General features: G+C 44.8%; 9 protein-coding genes. 4 read left to right on the top strand and 5 right to left on the bottom strand.

The window, feature by feature from the left end:
* Window positions 1-107: 107 nt before the first annotated feature.
* From glgX to LI126_RS06340, 3 genes are all read left to right on the top strand, one after another.
* Window positions 108-2195 carry a glycogen debranching protein GlgX gene (glgX, locus tag LI126_RS06330; RefSeq protein WP_227165044.1) on the top strand — a complete coding sequence of 696 codons (2088 nt, stop codon included), beginning with the start codon at window positions 108-110 and terminating at the stop codon, window positions 2193-2195.
* Between the two features lie 244 nt (window positions 2196-2439).
* Window positions 2440-4272 (top strand): NAD(P)-binding protein, encoded by a 1833-nt coding sequence (locus LI126_RS06335; protein WP_177289910.1) that lies wholly within the window; start codon window positions 2440-2442, stop codon window positions 4270-4272.
* Complete coding sequence (locus LI126_RS06340; RefSeq protein WP_055170443.1) at window positions 4266-6002, top strand: [FeFe] hydrogenase, group A; 1737 nt, start codon at window positions 4266-4268, stop codon at window positions 6000-6002. Before LI126_RS06335 ends, LI126_RS06340 begins: the two co-directional genes overlap by 7 nt.
* Before the next feature lie 116 nt (window positions 6003-6118).
* Here LI126_RS06340 and glmS read toward each other — a convergent pair whose 3' ends face one another.
* The 3 genes from glmS to LI126_RS06355 form a co-directional block, all read right to left on the bottom strand.
* Window positions 6119-7987: a glutamine--fructose-6-phosphate transaminase (isomerizing) gene (gene glmS, locus LI126_RS06345; RefSeq protein ID WP_054752485.1), complete on the bottom strand. Its 1869-nt coding sequence runs from the start codon at window positions 7985-7987 to the stop codon at window positions 6119-6121.
* A gap of 345 nt (window positions 7988-8332) precedes the next feature.
* The gene (locus LI126_RS06350; protein WP_227165045.1) at window positions 8333-9049 is read right to left on the bottom strand and encodes a tRNA 2-thiocytidine biosynthesis TtcA family protein; all 717 of its coding nucleotides are present in this window, start codon (window positions 9047-9049) and stop codon (window positions 8333-8335) included.
* A complete protein-coding gene (locus LI126_RS06355; RefSeq protein ID WP_196021556.1) occupies window positions 9046-9399 on the bottom strand; it encodes a hypothetical protein in 354 nt (117 codons plus the stop codon). Before LI126_RS06355 ends, LI126_RS06350 begins: the two co-directional genes overlap by 4 nt.
* 319 nt (window positions 9400-9718) lie before the next feature.
* Between LI126_RS06355 and LI126_RS06360 the strand changes: the two genes are divergently transcribed.
* Window positions 9719-11368 (top strand): flavodoxin family protein, encoded by a 1650-nt coding sequence (locus LI126_RS06360; protein ID WP_227165046.1) that lies wholly within the window; start codon window positions 9719-9721, stop codon window positions 11366-11368.
* An 81-nt stretch (window positions 11369-11449) separates the two neighbouring features.
* Here the strand turns inward: LI126_RS06360 and LI126_RS06365 are convergent, their stop codons facing one another.
* A complete protein-coding gene (locus LI126_RS06365; RefSeq protein ID WP_227165047.1) occupies window positions 11450-11746 on the bottom strand; it encodes a helix-turn-helix domain-containing protein in 297 nt (98 codons plus the stop codon).
* 170 nt (window positions 11747-11916) lie between these two features.
* Window positions 11917-12777: an AraC family transcriptional regulator gene (locus tag LI126_RS06370; protein WP_227165048.1), complete on the bottom strand. Its 861-nt coding sequence runs from the start codon at window positions 12775-12777 to the stop codon at window positions 11917-11919.
* Between the last annotated feature and the right edge of the window lie 51 nt (window positions 12778-12828).

The raw sequence follows: 12828 nt of genomic DNA on the forward strand, positions 1-12828 counted from the left end.
TTGAAGAATGATAGGCTGAACCTATGCTTTTATTTTTCTAAGTGTTATACTTATGTTAATTCTTAATTCATTCTAACTTGAATACAATTAGAAAGGAGTTTTCCTATATGCCAGTAATATCCGAACAACTTAAGCCGCTTGACACTGTCAATGGATTCCAGATCCGTCCCGGCTTTTTCCGTGAATTTGGTGCAGTCGCTATCCCAGGTGGTGTCAACTTTACGATTCATACACACGGAGCTACCTCCTGCGAGCTTCTGCTGTTTCACCGCAAAGCCGAAGAACCTTACGCCGTGATTCCATTTCCGGAAAGTTACAAGATTGGATTCTGCTATTCTATGATCGTCTTTGATCTGGATATCGAAGAATTTGAGTACGCCTATCGATTGGATGGTCCTTATGATGAAAAGAAAGGACTCCGTTTTGATAAAAACAAAATCCTGCTGGATCCTTATGCGCGCGCCGTCACCGGACAGAGCCAGTGGGGGCATGTAAATAACGCCCAGCATGGTTATCGTGCCCGTGTGGTACAATCCAACTTTGACTGGGGTGACCAGCGTCACCATTCTATTCCTATGGAAGACTTGATCATCTACGAGCTACACGTCCGCGGATTTACCATGGATGAAAGTTCCGGTGTCAAGCACCACGGTACATTCGAAGGTCTGCGCGAAAAGATTCCTTATTTGAAAGAACTTGGAGTCAATGCTGTTGAACTAATGCCAATCTTCGAATTTGATGAGATGCGTGATGTACGATTGATTGATGAAAATGAACTTATTGATTTCTGGGGATATAATCCGGTCAGTTTCTTTGCACCAAATACAAGCTACTGTTCTTCTATGGAATATAACCGCGAAGGACTGGAACTCAAGACACTGATCAAAGATCTCCATGACAATGGCATAGAAGTAATCCTCGATGTCGTCTTCAACCACACTGCTGAGGGAAATGAATTCGGTCCGTGCTTTTCTTTCAAAGGCTTTGACAACAACATTTACTATATGTTGACTCCGGACGGACATTATTATAATTTCAGCGGATGTGGAAATACATTAAACTGCAATCACCCTGTTGTACGAGACATGATTTTGGAATGTCTGCGTTACTGGGTCATCGAATACCGTGTAGACGGATTCCGTTTTGATCTTGCTTCCATTCTTGGGCGAAATGATGACGGAACCCCTCTAAGCCAACCACCGCTTCTGCGAAGCCTTGCATTCGACTCGATCCTTGGAAATGTAAAACTGATCGCTGAAGCATGGGATGCCGGCGGACTTTATCAGGTCGGTTCTTTCCCTTCCTGGAAGCGCTGGGCTGAATGGAATGGGCGCTACCGTGATGATATGCGCCGCTTTTTAAAAGGAGATGACTTCCTTGCCCAGACTGCTGCAGCAAGAATCACAGGTTCTCCTGATCTGTACGATCCTGCTTACCGAGGTGGAAATGCTTCCATCAACTTTCTCACCTGTCATGATGGATTCACGCTTTATGATCTGTACAGTTATAACCAGAAGCATAATGAAGCCAACGGTTGGGGGAACACTGACGGAGCTGACGACAATAACAGCTGGAACTGTGGCGTAGAAGGCGAAACAGATGATCCTGCCATTCTGGCACTTCGTAAACGACTGATGAAAAATGCCTGTGCCATTCTGCTTTGCAGCCGCGGAACTCCAATGTTCCTCTCCGGTGATGAATTCGCAGACACACGTTATGGAAATAATAACCCTTATTGCCAGGATAACCTGATCTCCTGGCTGGACTGGAGTCTCCTCAAAAAAAATAAGGATCTGTTCGATTTCTTTCAATATATGATCCAGTTCCGCAAAGATCACCCTGTCATCCGTAAGGATCTCGAGCCAAGCTATCTTGGTGTTCCGGCAATGAGCATGCATGGGCTCACTCCGGATGAGACAAATTTCTCCGGTGACAGCCATGTTGTCTGTGTACGATTCGCAGGTTATGATGAAGCAATACAAGAAGAAGATCTTGTTTATCTGGCTGTAAATTCCGGATGGTTTCCGGTCACACTCACTCTGCCGGAACTTCCTGAACATTACAAATGGAAAGTTGCGGTCAACACCGGCGATCCTAAATGTCAGTTTTTTCACAAAAATTCAATGCCTACGGTAGAATCTAAAATATTTTTAGGTGAACGCTCTGTTATCATTTTCGTTGCTACCGCTATATAAATTAATTTTTTTAGCTATTTCTCAATATTTTTTAGAATATTTTTGTTTATTTTTGACAAGCTTGTTGTTTGTATAATAAATAACAAGCTTGTCATTTTTAAAACTTTTCTTGATAATTTTCAGATTTATTTGTAGAATATTACCAAATGAAACTTTACTGGTTTGAAGATAGGTTTTTTCAAATACATTTCCTAATTTTAAAATCAGTCAGTAATGAACGTTATGGTAAAAGGAGAGGTTTAAAATGAGTAGACTTGAAATCCCAGGTCCAGACAAAGGCCAGCTCGTCGTTGAAGAGCTGTACAAAGATCTGGAACGCAGAATTGAATCCAGCCCTCCGGGATTATGTCCGGTTGACATGACTCGTGCATTCATCGAGATGTGTCAGACACAATCCTGCGGAAAATGTACCCCGTGCCGCGTTGGGCTGTGGCAGTTGAAGAACCTTCTGACAGATGTTATGAACGGTACTGCTACAATGGAGACACTTGATCTGATTGACACATTGTCTGAATCCATTCGCGAAGGATCTGACTGTCCGATCGGATATGAAGCCGGTGCCATGGTACATAAGAGCTTAAGAGACTGTCGCGAAGATTATGAAGAACATGTCCGTCAGGGACGCTGTACCTGCCACTATACACAGCCTGTACCTTGCGTTTCTCTCTGTCCTGCACATGTTGATATCCCTGGATATATCGCGCTGACCGGAGAGGGCCGTTACGCTGACGCAATCCGTCTGATCCGTAAGGATAATCCGTTCCCGACAACCTGCGGTTTTATTTGTGAGCATCCTTGTGAGGCCCGCTGCCGTAGAAATATCGTAGATGATGCCATCAATATCCGTGGACTGAAACGTATGGCCGCTGATTATGCAGGCAAGGTTCCACCACCGGAATGCGCACCTTCCACCGGAAAGCGTATCGCTGTCGTAGGCGGTGGACCTGGTGGACTCAGTGCTGCTTACTACCTGCAGTTGATGGGACATCAGACAACCGTGTTCGAGATGCTTCCAAAGCTCGGCGGAATGCTCCGCTATGGAATCCCGAACTACAGACTTCCAAAAGATCGTCTTGACGAAGATATTCAGGCAATCCTTGAGACAGGAGTTCAGGTAGAATTTGGAAAACGTATTGGTAAAGATATCACAATTCAGAGTCTCCGCCAGGAATATGATGCTGTTCTTATTTCCATCGGTGCAAGCACTGATAAGAAGCTTGGTATCGAAGGCGAACAGGCAGAAGGCGTGATCTCTGCTGTGTCCTTCCTTCGTGATGTTGGAGAAGACAAGAGCCCTGATCTTACCGGACAGGAAGTTGCTGTCATCGGTGGCGGTAACGTTTCCATGGACGCCGTCCGCACAGCAAAACGTCTCGGTGCGAAAAAAGTAAGTATCGTTTACAGACGCCGTACTGCAGATATGACTGCTCTTCCGGCTGAGATCGAAGGTGCAGTTGCAGAGGGGATTGAAGTACTCACACTGAAAGCACCATCCAGAATCGAGACTGATGAGAATGGACACGTTTCAGGTATCTACGTCACACCACAGATGATCAGCAAGATCAAAGATGGGCGTGCAAGTGTCTGTCCGACAGGTGAAGAAGATTTCCTTATCCCTTGTCAGACACTCATCGTTGCAATCGGACAGGATATCGAATCCGAACACTTCGCAGAAGCCGGTGTTCCGGTTTCCCGCGGTAAGATCATGACAGAGCGTTATGGCGGTTTCGACAACATCCCTGGCGTATTCGCCGGTGGAGACTGTGCATCCGGTCCTGCTTCCGTAATCAAGGCAATTGCCGCTGCAAAGGTTGTTGCTGCCAATATCGATGAATATCTTGGTTTCCACCATATCATCAGCTGTGATGTTGAGATTCCGGAACCTCGCTTAAGCGACCGCGAACCTTGCGGAAGAGTTGAACTGACAGAACGCGAAGCATGCAGCCGTGTCTGTGACTTTGAAGGCGTTGAAAACTGTATGACAGAAGCCGAAGCAAAACAGGAATCCCACAGATGCCTGCGCTGCGATCATTTCGGTTATGGTATTTTCAAAGGAGGGCGGAAAGAAAAATGGTAAATGTTACAATTGATAATCAGAAAATATCCGTACCTTCCGGAACTACTATCATGGAAGCTGCGGCAAAGCTTGGAACTCCGATTCCGAAATTATGTTATTTGAAAGATATCAACGAGATTGCGGCCTGCCGTGTCTGCGTTGTTGAGATTGAAGGAAAAGACCGTCTGGTCACATCCTGTAATAACGTCGTAACCGAAGGCATGGTGATCTACACGAACAGCCCGAAGGTACGCATTGCAAGAAGACAGACTGTACAGCTTATCCTTTCCCAGCACGACTGCAAATGTGCAACCTGCGTCAGAAGCGGAAACTGTACACTTCAGCAAGTTGCAAATGACCTGAACCTGATCGATCTTCCGTTCAAAGAACGCTTTGAAGATACACCTTGGGACAAGACATTCCCACTCATCCGTGATTCACGCAAATGTATCAAATGTATGCGCTGTATCCAGATTTGTGACAAGATCCAGGGACTGAACATCTGGGATGTTACAAGTACAGGTTCAAGAACAACGATCAATGTAAACGGAAATAAAAAGATCAATGAAGTCTCCTGTTCTCTCTGCGGACAGTGTATCACTCATTGTCCTGTCGGCGCACTTCGTGAGCGTGATGATACAGAGGATGTATGGAGTGCGATTGCTGACAAGAAGAAAGTGGTGGTTGCACAGGTTGCTCCGGCAGTCCGTGCCGCATGGGGAGAAGCTCTCGGCCTGTCCAGAGAAGAAGCAACAATCGGAAAGATCATGGATGCCTTGAAAAAGATCGGCGTAGATTACGTCTTCGATACTTCTTTCTCTGCTGACCTTACGATCATGGAAGAAGGAAATGAATTCCTGCAGCGCTTCACCAAAGGAGAATTAAAGCTGCGTCCGATGTTCACTTCCTGCTGCCCTGGCTGGATCCGTTTCATCAAATCACAGTACCCACATCTGGTGCCACAGCTGTCCACAGCCAAGTCACCACAGCAGATGTTCGGTGCTATTATGAAGACTTATTTTGCACAGTCCATCGGTGTCGCTCCGGAGGACATTTACACCGTATCTGTCATGCCTTGCGTAGCGAAAAAAGGGGAACGCAACATGGAACTTTTCTACGGCGAGTATGCCGGACATGACATTGACACAGTTCTCACTACAAGAGAGCTGACAAGAATGATCCGTGCTGCGCATATTGATCCAAAGAGCCTGAAAGACCGCGAATGTGATCCGCTTATGAAAGAGTGGTCCGGTGCCGGTGTTATCTTCGGTGCTACCGGCGGTGTTATGGAAGCTGCACTTCGTTCCGCACACTATCTTGTAACAGGACGTAACCCGGATCCGGATGCATTTAAGATCGTCCGCAGTCCATCCTTTGAGACGGGTGTTGTAGAAGCTGAAGTCCAGATCGGTGATGCTACGATCCGCGCTGCTGTTGTCAGTGGTCTTGGAAATGTACGCAAACTGCTTGAAGCAATTGAACACGGTGAAGTACACTACGACTTTGTGGAAGTTATGGCCTGTCCGGGAGGATGCGTCGGCGGAGGCGGTCAGCCGATCCACGACGGCGAAGAGCTTGCACACACACGCGGTGCAAACCTCTACTTCCTTGACAAGAACGCAAAGATCCGTTTCTCCCATGAGAACCAGGATGTTATGAAATTGTACAACGATTTCCTTGAGAAACCATTGTCACACAAATCACATATGCTGCTTCATACAGATCATACAAAGTGGGATATGCCTAGATAATAATTCCTATATAAAACAAGAGCCAGAACAGTGGGAAGATGCGGTGCTGTTTCTGGCTCTTGCCAAAATCAGGCAGGACGGATTCATTTTCCCGACCTGCCTGATTCATCATATTCTTATTCTACTGTTACACTCTTTGCAAGGTTTCTCGGCTTATCTACATCAAGTCCCTTTGCAACACTTACATAATATCCGAGCAGCTGCAGCGGAATCACTGCGAGACTTCCCATAAAGTGCTCATCCACCTTCGGAACATAGACTGTAAAGTCTACCTTGTCTTCCATCTCATAATTGCCATAGTTTGTCACACCCATCAGATATGCGCCACGGCTCTTACATTCCATCATATTGCTGACTGTCTTCTCATACAGCTTGCTCTGTGTCAGAACTCCGATTACGAGAATATTGTCCTCGATCAGACTGATTGTTCCATGCTTTAACTCACCTGCCGCATAAGCCTCAGAATGAATATAAGAAATCTCTTTCAGTTTCAGACTTCCTTCCAGACACACTGCATAGTCCACTCCACGGCCTACAAAGAAGACGTCATGTGCATTCGCATATTTGGCTGCGAACCACTGGATTCTCTCCTTATCCTGAAGAATCTTCTCAATCTTCTCCGGAATTGTCTGAAGCTCGGAAATGTAATAGCTGTACTGCTCGTCTGTGATCAGTCCTTTCACTTTTGCAAACTGAACTGCAATACAATCAAGAGCTACAAGCTGTGCGCTGTATCCCTTTGTTGTAGCAACCGAAATCTCCGGTCCTGCCAGTGTATAGAACACCTTATCTGCCTCACGGGCAATACTGCTTCCGATTACATTTACAACTGCAAGTGTAGCAAGTCCTTTATCTTTCGCCATACGCATAGCTGCCAATGTATCTGCGGTCTCTCCGGACTGGCTGATCACGATAACCAGACCATCCTTCACAAGCGGCATCTCACGGTAACGGAACTCAGATGCAAGCTCTACTCGAACCGGAATCTGAGCCAGCTCCTCGATCACATACTGAGCCTCAACTCCTACATGCCATGCAGAACCGCACGCAACAATGTAAATCTGGCTGTATTTCTTAATCTCTTCCTCTGTAATATCAATATCCGTAAAGTCGATCACTCCGTCTTTCACAACAGAATTCAGAGTATCACGGATTGCTTTCGGCTGCTCATAGATCTCTTTCATCATGAAATGCTCGAAACCGGCCTTCTCTGCTGCCTCTGCATCCCATTTGATCTCTGTTGTCTCTTTCTCGATCTCGTCACCATTGAGATCATAGAAATGAGCCTCTCCCGGAACAAGCTTTGCAAACTCAAGGTTTCCGATATAGTATACATTTCTTGTGTATTTCAGGATTGCCGGTACATCAGATGCAACATAAGTCTCGCCATCTGCAATACCGATGATCATCGGGCTGTCTTTTCTGGCAACCCAGATCTCTCCCGGATAATCCTTGAACATCAGCTCAAGTGCATAAGAACCACGTACACGAACCATAGTCTTGGCAATCGCATCGATCGGTCCTAAATTATATTTCTTATAATAGTAGTCAACCAGTTTGATCACTACTTCTGTATCTGTATCACTGTAGAATGTATAACCATGCTTTAACAGCTTCTCTTTCAACTCTGTATAGTTTTCGATAATACCGTTATGTACTCCGACAACCTCAGCCTCAACTGTACCGGATCCACTTCTCTCACAGTTTCCGGATACATGCGGATGTGCATTGACCTGACTTGGCTCACCGTGAGTCGCCCAGCGTGTATGACCGATACCGCAAGTTCCCTTGAGTGCCTTACCACTGTCTGTCTTCTCTGAAAGATTACTCAGACGTCCCTTCGCCTTAACAACCTGTGCAAGATGCTCTCCGTCACGCACTGCAAGACCTGCTGAATCATATCCTCTGTATTCCAGCTTAGACAATCCGTCCAACAGAATCGGAGCTGCCTGATGGTTTCCTGTAAATCCTACGATTCCACACATAAATAATTCCTCCTATTAACTATCTGCAGTTACTGTTCACACGATGTGCGACCAGCAACGCATCTCGCCATTTTAAATCGCCTTTGGCGATGGGGCGAGATGCATTCAAGCCAAAACATGCATCCTTCGTGTCAATCAGCGAAGTGATTGACACGGGAGTGAACAGTAACTATCTGCATCCCTCTCTACAAATAGTTATATGCATTTCCATGTTGTTTTCCCTTTTCAATGAGCCTATCACTTTCGTAATTGTTACAAAAAAGTTAAATAACTCATTCGTTAGTGTAACACAGATAGGCGAAATAGGGAAGTAAAAAATGCATTTTCTTAATCACTTTCCCATCACTACAGTGGCCAATCAGGGAACCTTCCGTTCACGATTGCATGCATGATCCTGTCCTTCGCCCCTGGCGTCTCCCTGTTGATCTGCTCCATCAACTGTTTTGCATATGCTCTTTTTGTTGAACCGTCTACCGGGCACGTATTCTTAACCACACGGATTCCCTGGTCTGCAACAAAGTGCGCTACACCTTGCTCCGGAACATACATCATCGGACGGATCACCGTCACTCCCGCTTCCGGCAATTCTGTCACTGGTGGGAATGCATAGAACCGACCTTCATAGATTAATGACATCAATGCTGTCTCAATAAAATCATCCTTATTATGTGCATATGCCATCTTATTGATTCCAAGCTCTCCCAGCCGTTGATACATCGCACCCTTCCGAAGCTTTGCACACAAAGAACACGGTCTTGTATCCTTATTCTCCTGAAATACGATCCGGGCAATCTCTGTATCAACCTGCTCATAAGGAATCTCCAGGTGCTCACAAAACTCTGCTACGCCCGTAAAATCCATCCCTTCAAATCCTACGTTGCAGGTAATCGCAGATAATTCGAACCTCTTCGGGTAAAATTCCTGCAGCAGCTTCATCGCATAAAGCAGAGTCAGGGAATCCTTACCGCCGGAAACACCTACTGCAATCCTGTCACCGTCTTCTATCATGTTGTAATCTTGTATCGCCTGACGGATCAGACTTAATAATTTCTGTTGTTTCATACTTCCTTCATTTTTTCTTTCACTTTATCCGGTACATCAATCAGTCCAAATCGATAAAACATTCCATAAATGTAGGTAACGCCCCTGATATCTCCAAGAGCCTTCGGCCTTTCAACTATTTCTCCTGTCTGCTTTATATTATGAAATGCCAGCCTCACCGAACTCCAGGCCAGACTTTTACTTTTTTCCCTGCGGTCAATCCAAAGTTCTTTTGTATATTCACCATTTCTTCCTTTTCGCACTTCATAGGTGAACGACAAACCGGAATATGTTTTAAACGTTATGTTTTGATAACTGAGGATCATATCCCATAAATGCTCCTCACTTAATTTTTCCTGCTGTTTCCTCATTAGATCATAATATCACTTTTCCATAATACTTTACAACAATTTTGCGAAATTCAGGTTGCGGATTTTGTAAGCACCTCTTATACTTTATTATTATGTATGATACAAGGGTCAAAAGGTCATGCGTTTCTTGCTTGCATGAAAAAGCATGACTTATTGACCCGCAAAACACCGAAAAGTAGCCATTTTTCGTAGAAAAATGAGCGGATTTGAGGTGTTTTAGGATTGCGAGAGCATGAAATGCGAAGCAATCCGTGTATCATAGGGGTCAAAATACCTTTTGACCCCAACATCTTATGTATGAATGCGGAGGGATGAAAGCATGAAGATACTTCTGATCAATGGGAGTCCTAAAGGTAAAAGAAGTAATTCATTAAAGCTTGCATACAGTTTTATTGAAGGATTTAAAAATGGATGTACGGATGATGAAGAAAGCATCTCCATCGATGAACTCCATGTAGCTTCAATGAATATAGCTGCGTGTAAAGGATGCTTTGCGTGCTGGCAGAAAACGCCTGGCATATGCTGTATCAAGGATGATATGCAAAAGGTTATTGAAAAATTGATTGATGCTGATCTTATTCTGTGGTCTTTTCCACTGTACTATTTTAATGTCCCAGGTATCTTAAAGAATTTGATCGATCGTCAGCTTCCTATGAGTCTTCCTTTTATGAGTTCAAAACAGAACGGATACGGAAGCGGAAGTCATGACTCCAGATATGATATGGAAGGTAAAAGGCATGTTCTGATTTCCACCTGTGGCTTTTATTCTGCTGTTGGAAACTATGACAGTGTATTGCGGATGTTTGATCATTTTCTCGGCAAAGGAAATTATACGACCATCTTTTGTGGTCAGGGAGAATTATTCCGTGTAAAAGAATTGTCTGCAAGAACAGATGAATATCTTTCCACTGTAAAATGTGCCGGCTCAGAATATGCAATGACCGGAACAATCTCTGAAGAAACAGATGCAATACTCCACACGCTTTTATATTCCAGAGATGTGTTTGAAAAAATGGCAGATGCCAGCTGGGGCATCAGCAAAACAACCGGAGAAAAAGAACCGGATGATCTTGTATTTACCCGGCAAATGGCAGCTCTTTATAATAAAGATGCCTACGATGGAAAAGACCGCGTGCTTGAGATTCACTTTACCGATTTGGATCACACCTACCAGATTCAGCTTAGCAAGACAGGAAGCGAAGTATTTACTGATGGACGTCTTTCTCCAACTACTCGCATAGATACGCCTTTTACTGTATGGTCAGCTATTTCCCGTGGAGAAATCGGTGGCGCAGAAGCATTGGGAAAACAGATGTATACGGTATCCGGCGACTTTTCCTTGATGATTGATTGGGATAAAATCTTCGGAAGCGCATCTGTGGTCAAAAAAACAGAGAAAACGCCTCAAAATACAATTGAACAGAAAAATCCTTCTATGACGACAATGCTGATACCATGGATTACGTTCTGGATCGCTGTTTCTATTCATCCGAAAGTCGGAGCTATGATAACACTACTTGTGGTCGCAACAGTACCGTTTATTATGAGAAAACATAAATTTGTCATCTGGGATCAGCTCTCTATGGCAGCTGTTGCTATACTTTCTGCAGCGGCAAATATAACCGGAAACGGAGTTCTTCCAACAAACATCGGATATCTTGTATTTGGACTCTTCTGGCTGCTTTCATGCCTGACAAAAGAACCTTTATGCGCTGCATATGTAAAATATAATTATGGGGGTGAAAATGCGCATCAGAACCCTCTCTTTATGAAGACAAATTATATTCTTGCCGCGGCATGGGGCACGCTATATGTACTAACAGCAATCTGGACCTTTCTGTTTAAGAAAGCCGGGTTTGGAAATATACTTATCCTTGTGAATAATCTGATTCCTATATTGATGGGGCTTTTCACAGCATGGTTTGAAAAATGGTATCCTGCACGGATGGCAAGAGGCAAGAGAAAATAGTATTTTCTCTTGCCTCTTGTTATTCTCAACGTAAGTAGCCCATAAGAAAAACACAGCGATTTCTCGCTGTGTCTTATGTTTTTACCACTGCTTCCGATATTCTCTTGGACTGCTGCCTTCCTCCTTGCGGAACATCCGGCTGAAGTAATTCGCATCTCCCATGCCGACTGCAGCGCCAACTTCACCCACAGTCATATCTGTGAAGCGAAGCAGCTGCTTGGCTCTGGTGATCCGCTTTGAGATCAGATAGTTGTTGACCGTCGTTCCGTAAGTCTCTTTGAAGATTTTGGACAGGTAGAACTTATTGATAAAGAACTTTTCTGCCAACTCTTCCAATGTAAGCTTCTCGATATAATGCTCGTCCAAATACTCCTTCACGGCTGCTAATTCCAGTCGCTTCCGAGATATCGTTACGCTCTCTGGATGCCATGACTGCTCCATCAGGAGAGTCAACAGAGTCCCCAACTTCTCATTGATTCGCATGTCACAGATGTAGTCAGATGAGGAAGCTAAGTTGTAAAGATCTGTCAGAAGAGAGGTAAAGGCCGTTAAAGTTTCCGATATTCTCTTGGACTGATGCCTTCTACTTTTCGGAACATCCGGCTGAAGTAGTTCGCATCTCCCATGCCGACCGCAGCACCAACTTCATCCACAGTCATATCCGTGAATCGAAGCAGCTGCTTCGCTCTGGTAATCCGCTTTGAGATCAGATAGTTGTTGACCGTCGTTCCGTAAGTCTCTTTGAAGATTTTGGACAGATAGAACTTGTTGATGAAAAACTTCTCTGACAAATCATCCAATGTAAGCTTCTCCGTATAATACTCGTCCAAATACTCCTTTACAGCCGCCAGTTCCATTCTCTTCCGGCTCACCGTTACGCTCTCTGGATGCCAGGACTGCTCCATCAGGAGAGTCAACAGAGTTCCCAACTTCTCATTGATCCGCATATCCCGGATGTAATCAGATGAGGAAGCTAAGTTGTAAAGATCTGTTAGAAGCGATGTAAATGGTGTTAAATCATCTGGATGAAACACAGGCCGACCGCCTCGCTCTTTGTACTTCTCATACACAGCTGGAAGAGACGGTGCATAGAAGTGACACCATTGGAGCGACCAGAGATTGTCGGAGGTTGAATGGCTATACGCTTTTCGACAGTCGATGAACACACAGTCTCCCTCGCTCAGCTGATATGTTTGCTCCTCATAGGAAAGTTCTCCCTCGCCAGACAGAACGATGAAGCAAAGAAACGACATCAAATCCTCTCTCTGGGATACATGTGGGTGAACAGCCTGCAAAGAGCCGACCTCCTGCAAATGGAGCAAGGATGTCCGGGCAAAGGTTGATGGGGTGTAAATGATTCGGGAGGAACTTACGGATGAAGATTGTGGATTGAATAATTCTTTGTCCATAAGTTGCTCCCCTTTCCTACTACGCCTTACTTTTCTCCTATTTTCAAATTT

Origin of the sequence: Mediterraneibacter sp. 210702-DFI.5.30 (assembly GCF_020560115.1) — a bacterium.
GTDB classification, from domain to species: Bacteria; Bacillota; Clostridia; order Lachnospirales; family Lachnospiraceae; genus Mediterraneibacter; species Mediterraneibacter faecis.